Origin of the sequence: Nostoc cf. commune SO-36, from assembly GCF_023734775.1 — a bacterium.
GTDB lineage: Bacteria > Cyanobacteriota > Cyanobacteriia > Cyanobacteriales > Nostocaceae > Nostoc > Nostoc commune_A.
This window is the reverse complement of the sequence record NZ_AP025732.1, coordinates 3,584,399-3,603,932: the sequence shown is the minus strand read 5'-3', so window position 1 is coordinate 3,603,932 and position 19,534 is coordinate 3,584,399. Positions and strand designations below refer to the sequence as shown.

11 protein-coding genes and 7 pseudogenes are annotated in these 19,534 nt (G+C 42.3%); 6 read left to right on the top strand and 12 right to left on the bottom strand.

Annotation, left to right across the window (positions count from 1 at the left end; genetic code table 11):
• Positions 1 to 120: 120 nt before the first annotated feature.
• Both ANSO36C_RS16175 and ANSO36C_RS16170 read left to right on the top strand, forming a co-directional pair.
• Entirely contained in the window at positions 121 to 345 is a 225-nt protein-coding gene (locus ANSO36C_RS16175) for a DUF433 domain-containing protein (RefSeq protein WP_251955364.1), read from the top strand.
• On the top strand, positions 329 to 655 hold the full coding sequence (locus tag ANSO36C_RS16170; RefSeq protein WP_251955362.1) for a DUF5615 family PIN-like protein: 327 nt from the start codon (positions 329 to 331) through the stop codon (positions 653 to 655). Before ANSO36C_RS16175 ends, ANSO36C_RS16170 begins: the two co-directional genes overlap by 17 nt.
• A 25-nt stretch (positions 656 to 680) precedes the next feature.
• Here ANSO36C_RS16170 and crtR read toward each other — a convergent pair.
• Positions 681 to 1,571 (bottom strand): annotated as a pseudogene (crtR, locus tag ANSO36C_RS16165) (beta-carotene hydroxylase).
• Positions 1,572 to 1,953: 382 nt separating this feature from the next.
• On the opposite strand from crtR, the pseudogene pyk reads away from it, so the two are divergent.
• A pseudogene (gene pyk / locus ANSO36C_RS16160) lies at positions 1,954 to 3,724 on the top strand (pyruvate kinase).
• Positions 3,725 to 3,824: 100 nt separating this feature from the next.
• Here the strand turns inward: pyk and ANSO36C_RS16155 are convergent.
• The 6 genes and pseudogenes from ANSO36C_RS16155 to ANSO36C_RS16130 form a co-directional block, all read right to left on the bottom strand.
• On the bottom strand, positions 3,825 to 5,606 hold the full coding sequence (locus tag ANSO36C_RS16155) for a M61 family metallopeptidase (RefSeq protein ID WP_251955361.1): 1,782 nt from the start codon (positions 5,604 to 5,606) through the stop codon (positions 3,825 to 3,827).
• A gap of 812 nt (positions 5,607 to 6,418) precedes the next feature.
• Entirely contained in the window at positions 6,419 to 7,102 is a 684-nt protein-coding gene (locus tag ANSO36C_RS16150) for a Crp/Fnr family transcriptional regulator (RefSeq protein WP_251955360.1), read from the bottom strand.
• Between the two features lie 1,222 nt (positions 7,103 to 8,324).
• Positions 8,325 to 8,483 (bottom strand): annotated as a pseudogene (locus tag ANSO36C_RS34915) (pilus assembly protein PilB); the annotation flags it as partial.
• A 394-nt stretch (positions 8,484 to 8,877) separates the two neighbouring features.
• A pseudogene (locus tag ANSO36C_RS16140) lies at positions 8,878 to 10,066 on the bottom strand (HetZ-related protein 2).
• Between the two features lie 805 nt (positions 10,067 to 10,871).
• A complete protein-coding gene (locus ANSO36C_RS16135) occupies positions 10,872 to 11,222 on the bottom strand; it encodes a carbon dioxide-concentrating mechanism protein CcmK (RefSeq protein WP_251955358.1) in 351 nt (116 codons plus the stop codon).
• 82 nt (positions 11,223 to 11,304) lie between these two features.
• Complete coding sequence (locus ANSO36C_RS16130; protein ID WP_251955357.1) at positions 11,305 to 11,616, bottom strand: BMC domain-containing protein; 312 nt, start codon at positions 11,614 to 11,616, stop codon at positions 11,305 to 11,307.
• Between the two features lie 284 nt (positions 11,617 to 11,900).
• Between ANSO36C_RS16130 and ANSO36C_RS16125 the strand changes: the two are divergent.
• Positions 11,901 to 12,788, top strand: a pseudogene (locus ANSO36C_RS16125) (alpha/beta fold hydrolase).
• A gap of 533 nt (positions 12,789 to 13,321) precedes the next feature.
• Here the strand turns inward: ANSO36C_RS16125 and ANSO36C_RS16120 are convergent.
• A complete protein-coding gene (locus ANSO36C_RS16120) occupies positions 13,322 to 13,870 on the bottom strand; it encodes a coiled-coil domain-containing protein (RefSeq protein WP_251955356.1) in 549 nt (182 codons plus the stop codon).
• A 2-nt stretch (positions 13,871 to 13,872) separates the two neighbouring features.
• A complete protein-coding gene (locus ANSO36C_RS16115; protein ID WP_251955355.1) occupies positions 13,873 to 14,505 on the bottom strand; it encodes a ParA family protein in 633 nt (210 codons plus the stop codon).
• A 238-nt stretch (positions 14,506 to 14,743) separates the two neighbouring features.
• Between ANSO36C_RS16115 and ANSO36C_RS16110 the strand changes: the two are divergent.
• Positions 14,744 to 16,127, top strand: a pseudogene (locus ANSO36C_RS16110) (cytochrome P450).
• 92 nt (positions 16,128 to 16,219) lie between these two features.
• Here the strand turns inward: ANSO36C_RS16110 and ANSO36C_RS16105 are convergent.
• Entirely contained in the window at positions 16,220 to 16,843 is a 624-nt protein-coding gene (locus ANSO36C_RS16105) for an acyltransferase (protein ID WP_251955354.1), read from the bottom strand.
• Positions 16,844 to 17,074: 231 nt separating this feature from the next.
• Here ANSO36C_RS16105 and ANSO36C_RS34910 point away from each other — a divergent pair, with 231 nt between their 5' ends.
• The gene (locus ANSO36C_RS34910) at positions 17,075 to 17,134 is read left to right on the top strand and encodes a hypothetical protein (RefSeq protein ID WP_410174714.1); all 60 of its coding nucleotides are present in this window, start codon (positions 17,075 to 17,077) and stop codon (positions 17,132 to 17,134) included.
• 106 nt (positions 17,135 to 17,240) lie between these two features.
• Here the strand turns inward: ANSO36C_RS34910 and ccmS are convergent, their stop codons facing one another.
• Positions 17,241 to 17,669, bottom strand: a complete 429-nt coding sequence (ccmS, locus tag ANSO36C_RS16100) for a beta-carboxysome assembly chaperone CcmS (protein WP_181930443.1) — start codon at positions 17,667 to 17,669, stop codon at positions 17,241 to 17,243.
• A 38-nt stretch (positions 17,670 to 17,707) separates the two neighbouring features.
• Positions 17,708 to 19,515: pseudogene (locus ANSO36C_RS16095) on the bottom strand (ABC transporter ATP-binding protein).
• Positions 19,516 to 19,534 lie beyond the last annotated feature (19 nt).

The following is a 19,534-nucleotide window of genomic DNA, read 5'->3' as shown; positions in this document are numbered from 1 at the left end:
CAGCGTTGGCAGTATCCTAGCAATGATCGCGCTCTGCAAAGGAACAATGGAATATATTGATATTTGTGAGACAACCAGAGCTAGGATCGGAAGGTAGTCTGTAGCTGACAAACTAACTATATGACATCCACATCGCGTGTTGTTCATAGCGACCCCGATATATTGGGGGGAATCCCTGTTTTTGTTGGTACTCGTGTGCCGATAAAAACCTTGCTCGATTATCTGGAAGCAGGTGACTCACTGGATGAGTTTTTAGATCACTTTCCCAGTGTCAGCCGTCAGCAAGCGATCGCCGTTCTAGAATTAGCAAAGGAAATGCTGACCGCCTATGCGAATTCTGCTTGATGAGTGTGTTCCACGACCCTTAAGGCGTGAACTCACTGATTATGAGGTACGCACGGTTGTGGAGATGGGATGGTCAGGAAAAAAGAATGGTGAGCTATTGCAACTAATGGCGAAGGAGAATTTCACAATTCTCCTCACAACAGACCAAAACTTACGATATCAGCAAAACTTGCAACAGGCTGGAGTTGCGGTCGTTGTTCTCGTAGCGTCTAGTAATCGCTTACCTGATTTACTTCCATTGATACCCAGTGTTCGCAGCACCATAGCAACGATCGCTCCGGGTGTGGTTGTTGAAATCGGAGGTTTTTGATGCGATCGCGCTGTATGCAACAAATCTATTCTTTTTGATGATGAAACCGAATTCCTAAAAAAATGTCATAAACAAACTCAAAAAAGTCCTTTTTCTGCAACAATCCTGAAGTTTGATAACATCCTTTTTCATCTAAGAGTGGCTTCATGACATAGTATGCAGGTTGATAATTATACCAAGGAATAGAAGGCCACAAATGATGAATTAAGTGGTAATTCTGTCCCATAATTAGGATATTGAGAACTTGGTTTGGGTAAACGCGAGCATTTTTCCAGCGATCGCGCTCCGCAAAAGGACGATGGGGCAAATAGTCAAAAAATAATCCCAGTGCTATCCCCACCACAAAAGCTGGTATGAACCAAAAATTCAGAATGTAACCCAAAAAGTGGTATTGCACTGATATATAAACAATTACACCGACAATTAAGCGGCTGATGAACCATTCCAATAGCTCATATTTCCGCCACAGTCGTCGTTGAAAGAAAAACACTTCGTGATATAAAAACCGCACCGCAATCAGCCATAGTGGGCCACCCGTAGAGACATAATGATCTGGGTCGTCTTCGGGATGATTGACATGTCCATGATGCTGTAAATGTACCCGCGTAAATACTGGAAAAGCAAAAGCTAGCATCAATGCACTACCATGCCCTAACATTGCATTCATCAGCCGGTTGCGATGGGCGGATTGGTGACAGGCATCATGAATTACCGTCCAGCACAATGTAAGGCAATGGTATTAACGCTAAAGCACAGCCAATGCGGCCATTCCCAAAAGCCAGTAACCAAAGTTAGATAACACCAGCATCGCCACAGCTACAGAAAAAAGCATTAGCGTGGGATTGAAATCACCAGGAGGCGCTAAAAATTCCTTTGGTGGGATTGTCAGTGGCTTTTGTGCCTCCGATGTGATCATTTCTAAAATCGACTCCTTCTTTAGCAAACATTACAAATATTACGATCAAGATTAGGGAACAAAAAACTTTTGCAAAGTTTTGTATAGCAAGATTTATCTACATCTTTGCATATCAGCAGATGAATAACGCTATGATTCCAGACAAGGACTAGTTTTTAGTGAATAAGTGGGGTATGACAATCGGCAAGAAGTTTATGGGATAAACTCCTTCATGGGGAGGATGGATACAAGATTGATGTACTATATCTAGTCTATCCCACAGCCCCCACTCTCCCATAAACCCTCTCTAACTGCTTATATCTTATTGATATAGCAGTGACTGAAAAGGAGATGAGACTTAAGTTACGATGACTTCCCAGATAGCTCCCTAACTTCAGCCCCTATGCAACTAAGAGATTCTCTGCGCCGGACAAAAATTGTCGCTACTATTGGCCCCGCCACTAGCAGTCCTGAAATGCTCAAGGCGATTATTGAAGCGGGAGCCACGACGCTGCGGCTAAACTTCTCCCACGGAACTCATGCCGACCATCAGCGTAGTATTCGCTTAATTCGGCAAAACCGCTTTTGAATTAAATCAGCCAGTGGCTATTCTCCAAGACTTGCAAGGCCCAAAAATTCGCTTGGGGAAGTTTGACAACGGGTCTATAGTTTTAGCAAAAGGCGATCGCTTCACCTTGACAAATCGTCCAATTGTCGGCACTCAGGAAATTAGTTGCGTCACCTACGATTATTTAGCCGAAGAAGTCCCGGTTGGTGCAAAAATTCTTCTCGATGATGGACGAGTAGAAATGGTAGTCGAGGAAATTAACCGAGACAAAGGTGATTTACATTGTCGGATCACCGTACCTGGAAAACTTTCTAACAACAAAGGCGTAAACTTTCCTGGCGTTTACCTGTCAATTAAGGCAATGACCGACAAAGACCGAGAGGATTTGATGTTTGGTCTAGATCAGGGTGTCGATTGGGTAGCACTTTCCTTTGTCCGCAATCCCCAGGACATGATCGAAATTAAAGAATTAATTTCCAGTACAGGCAAGCAAGTGCCAGTGGTTGCCAAAATTGAAAAGCACGAAGCCATTGAACAAATGGAGGCGATTCTAGCTTTGTGTGATGGGGTGATGGTTGCCAGAGGTGACTTAGGGGTGGAATTGCCCGCAGAAGATGTTCCGGTACTCCAAAAACGGCTAATTTCCACAGCAAATCGCTTGGGGATTCCCATCATCACCGCTACTCAGATGTTAGACAGCATGGTGAGCAATCCCCGCCCGACTCGCGCTGAAGTATCCGATGTGGCAAATGCGATTTTAGACGGCACGGACGCGGTAATGCTCTCCAATGAAACTGCTGTGGGTAGCTTCCCTGTAGAAGCAGTGGCGACGATGGCACGAATTGCCGAGCGGATGGAGCAGGAAGAAGCCCAACACTTAAATCTACGTTCTGTGAGAGATGCCCGGCGCTCCATTCCTAATGCAATTAGTCAAGCTGTCGGTCAAATTGCCGAACAACTAGGTGCAGCAGCAATCATGACCCTAACCCAAACGGGGGCAACAGCTCGCAATGTCTCTAAGTTTCGCCCTCATACACCGATTTTGGCAGTTACCCCCCATGTGAATGTGGCGCGGCAGTTACAAATGGTGTGGGGAGTAAAACCGCTATTGGTACTAGGTTTACCTTCCACTGGTCAGACATTTCAAGCTGCAATCAACGTGGCTCAAGAGCTGAAGTTACTGTCCGAGGGAGATTTAGTAGTGATGACTGCTGGCACACTCCAAGGAATTTCTGGCTCCACAGATTTGATTAAGGTAGAGGTGGTGACGGCAATACTAGGTCACGGAATTGGACTCGGACAAGGTTCAGTCAGTGGTCGCGCACGGGTGGCGAATACTGGTATGGATGTGAGTAACTTTAATCATGGAGACATATTGGTTGCACCCCGCACTAGTGCCGATTTTGTAGAGGCAATTCGGAAAGCTGCCGGGATTATTACGGAAGAAGAAAGTCTTACAAGTCACGCAGCAGTAATTGGGTTGCGTCTCGGTGTGCCAGTGATTGTCGGCGTGAAGCAGGCAACGCAGGCGATTCGGGATGGAGCGATTATAACGCTGGATCTGCAACGGGGTTTAATTTACTCTGGGGCGGTGAGAACGGCTTAGGGCTGGGGACAGAAGAAGGGAATACGGTACAGGTTACAGGGGACAAATTATTCCCTGTCACCTGTAACCTCTTACCTAACCCCATATCCCAATCGCTTTATCAAACAGTTGCGATCGCCACTCCAAGCCATCCAGCAAAGTTTTGCTGCTGTGTGGAATCAGGATGCTCAACAGGTTTTACCTGATATCTTGTTGGACGTGGTGACGCGAGGGTGATGGAATAAGTACGGAGTTCGTCTTGGTGGAAAACTGCGACTTGAATGGTATCCTTTGGTTGGTAATCTTTCAGGCGATCGCTTAAGCTACCTGCTGTTACCTTAATTCCATCAATTGCTAACAACTCATCACCTGCATCAATTCCTCCCCCTTGTGCAGGTGAACCAGTCTCCACAAACTTAATCATTTCCCGCCCATTCTCTGTATTTATTCTCACACCCAAGTAAGGTTCTTCTTGCTGTTCAGCTAACAACTGCAAGCCAAAGGGTTCTAAATACTCATTCAAGGGTAAATCTTCAGTGCCATCAATATAGCGTTTAAAGAAATCAGTCAAATCGATTTCTGCAACAGATTCTATAACTTCCTGTAACTGTTCTGGTGTATAACCAATTTCAGCTTGCCCAAATTGCTGCCACATTTTCAGCATCACGTCATCAAGGGAGCGCTGATTGTCGTGAGTAGAGCGAATTAGTAAATCCAGCAATAACGATACCATTTCTCCCTTTAAATAGTAGGAGATTTGGGAATTACCGCTATTGGCATCCGGGCGATAGAGTTTTATCCAGGCATCAAAACTCGACTCAGAAACGGGTTGTACCTTGCGTCCTGGTGTTATTTCATATCTGGTAATTTCCTTACCCAAATTATTCAAAAATGACTTAATATCATAAATTCCTGCCCGCAAAGGAATTAACAAGTCATAGTAACTAGTAGTACCTTCACAAAACCACAACGATGGTGTGTAGTTTTCTTGGTCGTAATCAAAAACCTCTAAAGCTTTTGGGCGAATTCGCTTGACATTCCACAAGTGAAAGAACTCGTGTGCTACCAATTGGATAAAGCGATTGTACTTATCTTGAGCGCGAAATCCAAAACGCTGATAAATTAAGGAGCAAGAGTCCTTATGCTCCAAACCACCAAAAGCTTGGCTAAATAAATGTAGCAGAAACACATATCGTTCATAAGGCAAACCGCCGAACATCTGCGCTTCTACTTGAATAATTTTTTGAATATCAGCAATCATCTGCTGGGCTTGGAAATTTCCCTGTCCCCAGATTGCCAGTTCATGGGGTTTTCCTAATACCTCAAATTTATACAATTTGTGGCTACCGATCTCAAAAGGAGTATCCACCAGAGTATCAAAATCGCCAGCCAAGAAAGTATTTGTTTCCTGAGCAACAGGTGGTAAAGCAGTAGTTACCTGCCATTCCGTCTGTGGTGGTACGATGGTGACGCGAATGGGTTGGTTCTCCCAACCGTGAATTCTAAAAAATAATGCCGCACCGTTAAAATAACCGTGGGTGGCATCTAGGTGATTTGTCCGTACCGATAGCTCATTCGCAAAAATGCGGTAACGTACAGTTAATTCTGAAATACCTATTTTGTCTACCTGCCAGTGATTTTTAGTGATCTTCCGCCAAGGTAAAGGCTTATCTGCTGTAAAAGCCGCAAAATCTTGTAAGTTTTTGGCGTATTCTCGGACTAAATAGGAACCTGGTGTCCACACTGGTAGTTTTAAATCAAGAATCGGTGAGGGATAATCCACAATGTGTAAAATCACCTCGAACAAATGGGTTTCTGGCTGAGACATTGCCACCAGGTAATGAATCGTTGGCCCAGTTTCTTGGACGTAAGTGTTGGGACGAGTTGCTGTTGCTTCAGTCATCTTGTTTGTTGAGATAATTGTTAATGGGCTACGTCCCGCTGGTTTTACGGAGCGTCTTGTAAAAGAAGACAGTAATTCGTATTTAAGAGACCCCACGGAGAAATCCGCTTGCTCTCAAATCAAAATTACACTTTATTTCTTTTCTATAATTTAGTTATGGAACTTCTCTATAGTACATAAATGCTACAGGAAATTTGAGTATTTCAGGTATATTTTAGTAGCCTGCGATGTCTACGACGGGCTACGCCAACGCACCAAAAATCGACACTAGTGAGGCCAAGTCAAAAGTAAAGGGATAGCGCAGATTCTCCAATTGGCTATATCTAAGCCATAATCGTGCATTTGCTCACAAGGAATTTTTAATTACTCTAGACTTACACATTGACAAAAACATCATCTATAGGGGACTTCCAACTAAAAAATACCCATCCCTGCGGGACGCTACGCGAACGCTTTAGTGAGCAGGGGAGGAAGAATCTAACGATCATCTTCGCTCCCGAAGTTGAATAATTTAATTTCTCGAAGTCCCTAAAATCTAGATAATTGTGCTTGTGCAACGTTTTTTATCAGTGCAGTGATGGAGATAGGGTACTGGGTGGAGTGATGTCAATACGGTTCGGTTAAGGTTTATTTGATAACACGCCCTAGATCGCGTCTCTTGCCTTATCCGAACTGTATTGGGAGTGATGTCATTCACTGCGGGGTCTATATTTGTGAAGTACCTACACCTCTAATAAGCAAGTCAACCGACTGCGTATTGTCGGTTGACTTAACTTAATACCAAAATTTGTCTCACTGAGTAAATAAAGCAATCACACTTTGCCAGCCAAGTTCATCAACTGTTTGAAGTTCACAAGATAAGTGGTGTTGTTGGCGCTATCAATGTTAATCCACCCTTTTTCATGCAGCTTTTGCATAATTTTAGTGGTTTCTTCAACGCCGATTTCTGTCACCTCTGCTAAATCCTTAAAAGGAACGTTAAAAATTTCTTTTCCTAAGTCTGATTCCTGACCGTAGCTTTCGCCTAAAGTTACTAAAGTATGGGCGAGTTTAACTGCTGGTGGTGAAGACCGCATTTGCAAGCGCAGGTTAATTTGTCGCAATCGCCGCACCATCAGTTGCAACATCCGGTGATGTAACTGCGGGTCTTTAAACAATATTTGAATAAAACGCTCTCTGGAGATACTAAGCAACTTCACGGGCGAAAGGGCTATGACATCAGTTGAACGTGGAGATTCATCCAAAATTGCCATTTCTCCAAAAAAATCGCCACGACCAAAAATTGCCAGAGCTACTGAATCTTCCCCGACGGTACGCCGGACTTTGACCCAACCAGAAACCACGAAATAAACGGCGTTACCCCAGGCATCTTCCATGACAACGGCTCGCCCAGATGGGTATTCATGTTCAATTGCAACATTGAGTAGCCATTCCAAAGTCTGTGGATTGGCTGTACTCATTAAGGGGAAAAGTTCACTAAAAACCTCAGTTAGCATGAAATATTTGCAACAATGGGATTTAAGAGCGGGAAACTGGCTTTGCTACTATAAGTTTGTTTAAACCGTAATCTTACTTAGAATACGATCGCAAAATTTGTATTTATTGGAAATGAACCTCTAAGGTTGATTAATCTAGGGTTCCGTTACAACATAACAATTATGTATGCGAACGAAATCAGCGTTTTCACTTACAGAGCGATGATTTACTGTTTGTTGGTGGATTGCCATCTAGTGCGAGTATTTTTATCTGTTGGTCTAAATTTTTCACTAATTGATTCAGGGCAGCTAAAGCCTCTAATTGCTGAGAATCATGGCTGGGATTCAGTAAAAGCCGTTGTTGTAGTTCATGTAACTTTAAGCTTAGTTGTTGAGATATTCCTAAGGCATCGCGGCCTAGACGCACCAACTGCTGTTGTTGATAGAACTTTAATGCTGCTCCCCGCAAGACTTGGAATGTTGCCTCTTCGCCGTGGATTCCCGGCATGACTCGCAAGCGTAATAATAAGCGGTCTTTTTGATATATGTATTCCTTTTCTACCTGTTTTGGTTCTGCAAATGTTGTAACAGGCAGGGAAGCAAACCGCTTTAATTCATTCAGTACTCCTTGGAAAACCGAGAGCGGCAGTTTATCTAATACACACTGTAAAACTCCATTGTCACTCCACAGTATCCGACCTTCGTAAGCTTGTCTTTCTAAATACAGCCGACCAATTCCCCCAGCCATGATTCGCCCCAGTAATTCTTCGAGTAATTTCTTTGGTGGCAGTGTTGGTAGCAACTCAATCGGACTCAGTAGTTCGGGAGCTTGTATGGGTAAAATGGGTAAATTATTTGCTGCTACTTCGGAATTCTGGCTTTCTTGACCTCTGAAAATAGAGGTTAAGAATGTCGTAGTTTGAGATGATTGGTCTAGTGGGATAGGAGGTAAGTCTACCCTCTGCCCAGAATGTTGATGCTTTTGTGTCTGAAACATCATCAATATTGGTTGCTGATGTGATTCTGAGTCGGCATCTAGGGAGGGAATGGGTGTGTCAGCAATGCTAGGAGAGTCTGCTGTTGGCTGATGCAGTTGTTTGGCATCTAGCTGAGATGTATTTTTATGGTTGAGGTAGGCTGATAATATTCTGCGGTGAGCGTCGGTTGCGATCGCCTCAATTACCATTGTGCAATTGATAGAAGACAAAATGCGACCAACATAATCTAGTGCTTCGCCTTCGTGTGGATAAACCATAGCTAGCAAGAGGATTTTGTCTTCTAATCTCAAAGGCAAAATCTGGTGGTAGAGGCAAGCTTCAAAGGACAACAGACTATCAATAAGTTGGAATATCTGCTCGCGATCGCTTCCTTCCTCCCACCTCGTTTGAGCAGCAGTTAGCATTTGCTGTATATTTGCTGCGGTATCATTTAGTTTGCCCTTTGAAGACAACATAGATTTGATTCGTTGGTATTTACCTATATTTTGCCTCTAATTCAATAGGTAGTTAATAAAGATACTTTGTTGGATTATTAAAATTTCAACTATATATACTTAAGTAAATGTAAGTAGAAGATGAATTTTAGATTTAGGCTGGGGATAATACTGAGAATTTGCAGTTGTACTGAGTAAACGCGAACAGCGTCTCGTAGAGAAGCATTGGGCATTGGGCATTGGGCATTGGTTATTCTCCTCTGCTCCCCTGCTCCCCTGCTCCCTGCTCCCTGCTCCCTGCTCCCTGCTCCCTGCTCCCTGCTCCCCGCTCCCTGCTCTCCGCTCCCCTGCTCCCTATTTCAAACTACTCTTGGCTTCTTAAAGCTTGGGCTACAAGATAGATTTTTGTCCATTCGCCTAGCACTTGATGGGTTTTGAGTTTTAACTGTTGAGCTATTGCTTCTATTGAGTTACCCGCTTTCCGCAAATCGAGAATCTGCCGCCCCAGAGGAGTCAATTTTTCATCAAGTTGCTGCCATTGGTTTTTCGTTAACCCCAAGTTATGTTCTTGCAAGGAAATTGAGAGCCAATTGTCTACGAGTTCTGGTTTACCTTTGAGGGCAAAAACACGCACGGCGTGGTAACTGATTTTTTCTCGCAGTCGGTATACTTCTTTAGTCTGCTTATTCAGTTTCTGGGCGATCTCTTCTTGGGACTTACCTTGCAGATACAATCGTAGCCATTCCACTGCCTCTGTTCCCAGATTTTCTTGTAAATAATTTTCAAATTCTTTTTGTACTGATTGGCGCAGCGTCTGTTGTTCCTCTAATTGTTGAGCTTCTTGATATTCGGCGATCGCTTGACTATCGACTAAGTTAATTCGATTGTCACTGTCGTCTGTAAGAACTTCTTCTGATACTAGTCTAATCAAGTCACGGTTGGGCACTTGGGTTAAGCCACCGCGCTGAGTACGACGCAAATAATTCACGAATCGGTAAGCTAATAGGGGTTGATTGCGTACTGGTCGCAAACAATATTCTTCTACACTGGCAAATAGCAGAGCATCCCCTAATCGTCTATCGGTTGTATATTGGGCAATATCAGTCATTTGCTGTTGCATCTGACTATCGCTTTGGAGTAATTCTTGGAGTACTTCTTGTAATACATCCATCACACTACGCTGGCGATCGCGGCTAAGAGAAACCCAAGTCTGAATCTTATTCCGTAATGTTACTAAACTCCCCAATCGTGTTATCAAGTTGCGATAAGCACGTTCTCGCCCTAGTCCCAAGTAGCGTTGACGTAAAATCCTCCAGCGATATTCCATCGCTTGTTTGGCGATCTCAAATTCTTTTGGGTTAAACAGATCAAACCGTTTTGAGTCAGATCCCATACAGCCAGAGAATAATGCTTTGCCTCGCGGCTTCATTTTGCTCTGGACATTCTACAGCCAAGCGCTGTTGCCAATCTAAAGCCAGTTGTTCCACATCCTTTGCCATAGTGAGATTGCATTCCTCGAAACTCAATTTTGAAGTTTGCATCACAACCCCCATTCGTCCCACCTAATTGTTTAACGGGCAGCTACCTCAGTTTTCATGAATTCCATGAAAATAGCTCAGTGATTCTACTTTTATTACGTCTTAATTCACTGAAATTATGCAGAAATTTCTACATCGATAGTTTTGTTTTAAATCTCAAATGTTCAAAGACATTACATAGCAAGCATTTGAGTCAATTGTGCCAAATTAAACTTTTTGTAAACTTATGTTTTTTCACTGAAAATAGAAATCTGCCGAGAGTGGTGAAGATACTTCTATGCACAAAATGGGTCAGATAAATCTGACATTTTGTAACAGATCCGAAAAACAAATCTAATTTAACTCTATCTATCTTATATATCCTTTTACTTGTGTAATTTTAAGGCTTAGAAATCCCTCACGCAGGAACATAATTAGATAACTCTTGGATAAATACTATCGCTATAGTGTTGAATCAGGCATAGTATTCCAGATGGCGATGTTTACGAGGAGGTACGCCTACGCTATTCTGAATAGTAGACAATTAATAGGCAAATTTATTTTTTAAACTAGCTTTACTCACAACTACGCTTTTAACATTGGCAAGTTATTTTTAAAATATTTACATTTCCAAAAATGAATAGTCAACAGTCAATATTGATTTTTGACTATTGACTTTGACTGTTGCTTTCCCTCTGCTTCAAAATCAACTTATGCAAAATATAAAAACAGAAAGAATGTAACCCTCAAAAGATTTAATGGTCAGAAGCCTTACAAAAAACTTCTCTTTAAATTCATTTATGGAGATTCTTCGTTTTGAATTCTCCCGCAGGGGGTGCCTCTATAGACGATTCGATGATCTAACAATGGGATTTTCTACAGATTCCCGATACCCTTGTACTTGTTCTGTGTAAGCAATTGGCAGAACAGCTTCAACGTTTTCATGGGGACGAGCAATAATCACCCAGGATTCGAGTGTGCCGCCATAAACATTTTCTGCGGCTTCAATACCAGCAGCCATAGCGGCTTTTACTTCAGAAACATCACCACGAATATTAACTGTAAAGCGGGCACTACCTACTCTGATATAACCAACGAGGGTAACTCGGCCAGCTTTTACCATTGCATCTGCTGCTGCTAGCACCGCAGGAAAACCTTTCGTTTCAAGTGCTCCAATTGCCTGTAATGACATTATTAATCTCCTATATGAATAAACACGGGGGCTACAAATTAGTTGTACGAAGCTTCGCTATAGATTTTGATAGCAAAATTCGTTAGAACATCCGGTAAGGTTCTGATGCTTCAGTGAAATGGATTGGTAATATAGTTTCCACATTTTCTGGAGGGTTAGGAACGATATAGTGGGTGATTACTGTACCAACCTTTACTTGCTCTCCAGCAGCGATTCCAGCTTCAACAGCTCTATTTACCTCAGAAACGTGTCCCCGGACAGCGACTAACAAGCGAGCGCTTTCGGCTTGACCATAATACACAATTGTGACTGCGGCAGCTTTGACCATTGCATCTGCTGCTGCTAATACACTAGGAAAACCTAAAGTTTCAATTACGCCAACGGCCATTGGCATGGCATTAGCTCCTGGATTAAGGGATCAGGCGATATTAATTGTACGTGGCTTTAGTCCCAATTTTTACATTTTGCTAAACTTTCTTTGATGCCATAATTTTTGAGGGAGTAGGAGTGGGGAGTTAGGAGTAGGGAGTTAGGAGTTGAGAGTTAAAATATTTTGATAGTGGCTGGTTTATGCTTGATATATTACAAATAATACTTCAACATATTAGTTTGTGTAATTTTGTTGTTTAACAAAATCAGCGATGCGTGGAAGCAAGCTAATACGATAAACTAAAATTTATGTTTCCGAATTTCTTCCTAAAGCAGTTGGGCAACTGACGGAATCTGCCTCGATCGCACTAGCTAGGAGTATTCAAACAACTGCGATCGCTACTCCTCTAATTAATCAACCAGTAACCACAACATTTGTCAAGCAAGGGAGTGGTGGGACTCCGATTTATTAATTCACGGCTTTGATAGTTCTGTATTAGAATTTCGGCGGCTTTTGCCACTACTTTCTGAAGATAATGAAACTTGGGCAGTGGATTTGTTGGGTTTTGGTTTTACAGATAGACTCTCTGGAATTGCCTATTAGCCCAACTGCAATTAAAACCCATCGTTATTATTTCTGGAAAAACCCTAATTAACCAACCTGTAATTTTGGTGGGCGCTTCGATGGGCGGTGCGACGGCGACTGATTTTACATTGACTTACCCGGAAGTGGTAAAAAAGCTGGTGTTAAGTGATAGTGCAGGATTAGCAGCTGGTTCGCCATTGAGCAAATTCATGTTTCCCCCATTGGATTATTTAGCAACCCAGTTTTTGAGTAATATGAAGGTGCGCGATCGCGTTTCCCGTATTGGATATAAAAATCAAAGTCTTGCTTCTATTGATGCGCTACGTTGTGGTGCATTACACCTACAAATGCCTAGTTGGCATCAAGCTTTGATTGCTTTTACTAAAAGTGGTGGTTACAGTGCTTTTAGATTCACAGCCATATCAAAAATTGTGCAACAAACGCTAATTTTGTGGGGCGATTCTGATAAGATTTTGGGTACTGGGGATGCCACAAAGTTTAAAATAGCAATTCCACACAGTACCGTTATTTGGATTCAAGATTGTGGACATCTTCCACACTTGGAACAACCACGAATCACCGCGCAGCATATTTTAGATTTTCGAGTTTAAAGCAGTTTGTTATTTAGCATTATTCTAAAAAACCGCATTTGTTTGCGGTTGGGAATGTAGATGCAAAGAGGCTTCCCACAAATTAAGCCAACACCAAGAATACCTGACTTTGTGGGAGCATCCCAATTTTGCTTAAATCTTTTCCCTCACCCCCAGCCCCTCTCCCAAAGATGGGAGAGGGGAGACATAATTCTAGTTCCCCTTCTCCCAAAGATGGGAGAAGGGGTTAGGGGATGAGGGCAATTAAAGTTTTTGCACATTTGGGATGCTCTCGATTTTGTTCGCGCAACACTTAAAGTTCAACCCAACCTACAAATATTTTTTTCAGAGTAATAAAAGAGTGCTAGTAGGCGTAATGCTGATTACCCATAAAGTCGCATAGTAAAACAAGGGGCTTAAACCCCTGTTTTACCAAGCCTGATTTTATGGCGTTTCACAAAGTAGTGGTATCGATTTTAGTCAAGTAACCACATCTCATTAGAACTATCGGGATACTCATTTGGTTGATTTTGAGGTTGAGCTTGAGCGAGGGTTTACGATGAACGATGTGATTTTTTGTAGTTAAGTGGATTGTAGTGGTCTTTTACTGGTTTTATTGCACTAGTTTCTTTTACAGCTACAGCAAGTTTAGACTTATCTTCTGCTGTTTGTTTTAAAGCATTAATTTCTTCTATAAGCTGGGAATTAGCTTCTGCTAGTTGCAGTGCTGTTTTTTTTGTTTCTTCAACTCCTTTTGCTACTTGTTGCGCTAATGATTTTTGTTCAGATACTAATGTTTTTTGCTTAGATAGTTTTGATTGCAAATCAACAATTTCCTGTTCTAAAGATGCTTCCTTTTTATGGCTTTCTTCTAAATTAGCTGTCAACTCTTTGACAGTTGCTTCTAAATCAGCCTTAGTTGAGCTTGTGCGTTTATTAGAATCTGACTCAGATGTCTGTGCTGAAGATTCTTCATCAGAAGAAGGCTGTTCTTCGACGACAACTTTTTCTGCTATAATTTCGATCGCAGGTTCACCCTCTATGGGTGTAAATTTTTGCGCCTCTTCTTGTAATAAGTCAGAGAGACTTTGTTTTCTAGCCATTATTATTTTCTCCAATCACGCTGTAATTCATCAGCTGCACGGCGGTAGTCTAATTCCGCCTCCCGTGCATTTCCTCCTCGCCATTGAGTAATCGCTACACCTTCAAGTGCTGCTCGTTCATGAGCTTTATAGGCACGGATGAAGGTATTACAAGTAGGAATACCTAAGCGAGTCAGAGTGTTTTTTGCTTCTTGTGCTTCCCCAAGACTGCGCGTATCGACTTTGGTGAGCAATACCCGATGGGGGGTTCCCAAGGGGATGACGGCTTCCTTGACTGTTTCCACGAGGATTGCTAAATCCATTGCAGATGGGGGTGTCGGCAAAACTAGATAATCTGCGATCGCAACTACCGCCACTAATGCTTCAGAGCGCAGGGCGGGAGGTGTATCCACCACTACTAAATCGTAACCTGTTATCTTTGCTAATTCACTTAAAAGTGCGGGATCTGTTTCTTGAGATAAATCAAATCCCATACCCTGCTGACTGCGCCCAAACCACCAACTGGCAGAACCTTGAATATCTGCGTCAATCAGCAGCACCTTTTTTTTCTTCGCAAAGTTTGCAGCCAGATTGACTGCGGTAGTCGTTTTACCGACTCCTCCTTTACCGTTGAGAATAGCGATGATTTTTGGCACTGCTTGCTTCCGATGCTGCCTATTGAGTACTGAGTTCTTAGTGCTGTTAGCGGATAGCTAAGGTTTAGCCCGTGCTGAGTTAAGAGTTAAGAGTTATTATTATCCTCCTTATCTTCCTTTCAGTCCGCAGTTCCCAGTTTCCAGTCCCCAATCATGAATATACCGCTTTCTGTAACCCTAAGTAACATGAAAAGTCGTAACAATAAAATTCAGAAGCCATTTAATTCCACAAAGTCCTATGACAACTAATTACAATTTGCCTGATGGGCCTAAAATGCCCCGTTGGCTGCGGATGATCAAGTTTATTACTCAGCCAGTGAAATATGTACGATGATTTTGCCCAAATCTACGGTGACACTTTCACAATTAAGAGTAGTAGCTCTGATAACCATCTAGTATATTTTAGTCAACCCCAAGCGCTTGAGCAGATTTTTACTGCTGATTCCAGTCATTTTGAGGTTGGGAGGGGGAACACAGGACTAAGATTTTTACTTGGCGATCGCTCCTTTATGTTAGCGGATGGCGATCGCCACCAACGACAACGGCAACTATTAGCACCTCCCTTTCATGGGGAAAGAATGCGGGCTTACGGCGAGGAAATCCGAGAAATAACCCGACAGATAACTAATGAATGGCAAATTGGCAAGCCTTTTAAGATCCGTGAATCTATGCAAGAAATCACCTTGCGTGTTATTCTCCGGGTTGTGTTTGGTTTGAATGATGGACAGTTGTTTGAAGAACTGAGGCGATCGCTAAGTGATTTACTAGACTTCATCACTTCGCCCATAATGTCCAGCGCCTTCTTTTTCCAGTTCATGCAAAAAGATTTCGGTGCGTGGAGTCCGTGGGGCTGGGTTCTCCAACAACGGCAAAAAATTGATCAACTGATTTATGCTTTACTTCGAGAACGTCGGGCTGAACCTGAACAAAATCGCCAAGATATCCTAAGTTTGATGATGGCGGCTCGTTATGACGATGGTCAAAGGATGTCAGATGAAGAATTACACGACGAGTTAATGACGCTGCTAGTTGCGGGACATGAAACAACCGCTTCTGCATTAACATGGGCTTTTTACTGGATTGATCGTTTACCAGAGGTGCGTGAGAAGTTGTTACAGGAACTCAACACCATTGGAGTTAACGCTGATTTGAGTAGTGTAGCTAAATTGCCCTATTTGACAGCAGTTTGCCAAGAAACACTGCGACTTTACCCAATTGTCATGACTGCTTTCCCCCGGATTGTGAAAACCCCAATTACAATTATGGGCTACGAACTGCGAGAGGGAACAGCAATAGTCCCCAGTATTTATTTAGCGCATCATCGGGAAGAAGTTTACCCACAATCCAAGCAGTTTAAACCAGAACGCTTTCTAGAAAGACAATATTCACTTTATGAATATTTGCCCTTTGGCGGTGGCAATCGTCGCTGTATTGGAATGGCATTTGCTCAGTATGAAATGAAAATTGTCTTGGCAACTGTTTTGTCAGAATTTCAAGTATCGCTAGTGAATAAACGTCCTGTGCGTCCTGTGCGCCGTGGTTTAACTTTAGCCGCACCCGCCGGAATGCGAATGATAGCAACACCTCAAGTTAAGCCTGCGAATACACCAGTATTGTTGTAATATCGTATCCGCTTGATTATTTATTAAACCCCAAGAACCCCACCCCTCTGCGAGGAGAGAATTAAAGGGTGGGGTTCTCCAAGTTTGGTTAATCAGTTATGCTGTTCAGTGTCAGAATTAACTGATATTTCAGGTTTAATCTGTTGTTTGTTGGCGAGTTTTTCATAATGTTCTTTGTTGCGGTATTTAATTATTCTCATAGGTTGATTTCCAACAATTGCTAAAGGTTCAACATTAGTAGTTACAACTGTACCAGCCGCTACAATCGCACCATCTCCAATAGAAACTCCTGGAACAATTAGGACATTTCCGCCAATCCAAACATTGCGACCGATGACAACAGGTTTATGGATGTAGACATTATATTCATAGGGCAAATCATTACTTTGATAGTCATGATTTGCCGAAAGTATAATCACATTAAATCCAAGTGTTGTGTTGTCGCCAATTGTGATCCCACCACGGCCATCTAATAAGACATCCGGGCCGATGTAGACTTTATTTCCCAGAGATACATTTTGTGGATGGTCAATTTTAATATCCCGCTTAAATCGTAGACCTGAGCCACAAAATTTCAACTGACTCTTCAGTTCTTGATGCTTATATCGCCTGATTTTTGTTTCTAGATATTCTCCCCACCTTACTAGACGAGGTACTAACCATTGTTCCAATAGCCGCTCTAATTTATTAGTAATTTTATTTTTGATCTCTTTCATAAAACCTCACATAAGTTTAATAACCCTCTGGCTTTCAACCAATGAGAGGAAACGACGCGGGTATTTTAGCGCCCTTGACATTTATTAGGTTTCCCAAATTAAAATATTTTCTCTCATTACGATTTGAAATCTAAAGTTCTAGGTAAAGGTGGCAATTGCCGATTTCATGCAAAGTTCATAGACTAATAGTTTGACAAGAACAATTCTTATCGCTACGAAGCCGTATTTAACATCATCTGGCATTGTGCCGAAAATCTAACTTACCCAGACTTCTACAAAGCAATGAACTAAACAAAAAGCGCAGAGTTCTTATTTACCTCCGCGTTCCTCTGCGCTTCCCTCCGCGTCCCTTTGCGTTAAAAACATAAAATTAGATATTCGATTAAATAAGCTTTAGTTATAACTTCAACTCCTCCCTCATTCTCTCTTCCAGCACATCCAATAACCCATCCACATCTTTTCCAGCTTGCTCAAAACAAATCGGTGGTGCTGGTTCCGGTGCAAACTGAATTAACTTAATTTCCCCCTTCCCAATGCCAATCATCACAACTTCCACATCCGGCTTGTGATTCTCCACAATTCCCAAAATTTCCTGAAGCCGATTCTCAACTCTAATATTTAAATTCTCTATCTGCTCTTTCGGACAATAAACAAAATGCGGCGTTGGTTGCAAATCAATACCAACAGTACCCTGACTATCGCCATTTGCTAACCACAATCCCCAAAACAGCGCCGCCAACTCTTGCTGATTTGCTTTGACAAACTTATCCAACTGGCGACGCCACTTAGTATCACCTGATTCTGGTTGACTATTACCAAAAAACATAAATAATTCGTAATGAAGACACAGACAATAGGCGAAACTTATCTTAAACCTGACTGTACACGCCAGAGGCTGGAATAAATACCGTCTTTCTCTAGCAATTGTTCATGGGTTCCCGACTCTACTAATTTCCCATGTTCCATGACATAAATGCAATCGGCATTGCGGATGGTGGAAAGACGATGAGCGATCGCAATTGTAGTTCTATCTACTGTAATCCTTTCTAGCGATCGCTGGATAGCTGCTTCTGTTTCATTATCCACTGCTGAGGTAGCTTCATCTAAAATCAGAATGGGGGGATTCTTTAAGACTGCACGAGCGATCGCAATCCGTTGTCTTTGTCCACCAGATAACTTTTGTCCTCTTTCCCCCACAATTGTCTCATAACCTTCGGGCAAGTTCACAATAAATTCGTGCGCCTCGGCTATCTTCGCCGCCGTGATGATTTCTTGCTCTTTAGTCTCAAAGCTGCCATAGGCAATATTCTCCGCTACAGTACCATGAAACAGAAAGACATCTTGACTCACCAAACCAATGCAACGGCGTAAATCTTGCAAATTCAAACTTTGTAAATCAATGCCATCCAGGATAATGCTTCCCGTTTGCACTTCGTATAACCGCAATAAAAGTTTGACTAAAGTGCTTTTACCAGAACCAGTTGAACCGACAATTGCAATAGTTTTCCCCGCCGGAATATCCAAAGACAGATTTTTTATAACCGGAAATCTATCTTTATAGGCAAAATAAACATTGTTAAATTGCACTTCCCCGCGCACTTCATTCACAGGTAATGCCACATCACCTGTATGAATAGCGATAGGAGTATCCAACAAATTCATGACTCGATTAGTAGAAGCCATTGCCCTTTGATATTGGTCAAATGTTTCGCCTAATCTAGTTAAAGGCCACAGCAATCGCTGAATTAAAAACACTAACACACTGTAAGCACCAACAGACATAGCTCCAGAAACTGCTGCCATCCCGCCATACAAAAGCAATGCTGTGAACCCCACCAAAATCAACATCCGAATTAATGGGACAAAAGCAGCAGAAAGAATAATTGCTTTCGAGTTACTACCGCGATAAGCATCACTATCTAATTCCAAACGAGAGGCTTCATAAGCTTCAGCAGTGAAACTTTTAATAGTAGTAATTCCGCTGATATTGTTGACAACCGCGAATTGAGAAAACCTACCTTTTCGCGCACATCAGCGTAGCGAGGTGCAAGCAGTCGTTGATAGGCAAAAGAACCCCAGAGGATAAATGGCATTGGTGACAAAGCCATCCACGCCACACTAGGAGCCAAAATAAAGAAAGCAGCGCCAATAATTAAAACAGTTGCAGAAACTTGGATAATATCATTTGCTCCTCCATCCAAAAACCGCTCTAATTGGTTAATATCATCACTGAGGACAGACATTAAACCACCAGTGCTACGTTCTTCAAAATATGCCAATTCCAACTCTTGCAAATGTTTGTATGCATCCAAACGCAAGTCATGCTGAATATTCTGAGCCAAATTGCGCCAAAGTCGAGCGTAGGCGTACTCAAAAACAGATTCGAGTATCCAAATAATGACAGTAAGGAAGGAAATAATCAAAAATTGTTGAAAGACATCGCGTACCCCTAACTGGGCAATTATAGAATCCTCTTGCTTGACTACCACATCCACCGCCACGCCAATTAAGGCGGGTGGTGCCAAGTCGAAAAATTTATTCAGGGTAGAATAAGTAGTCGCCAGCCAAATTTGTTTACGATACTGGTGTCCATACTCAAGCAAACGCTGGAGAGGATGCGCTGAATGTTTACGCCTTCTTGATGTCCGATGAGATTTTAAGACAGTAGCCACGGTTTTTTGCGGTTTCGTG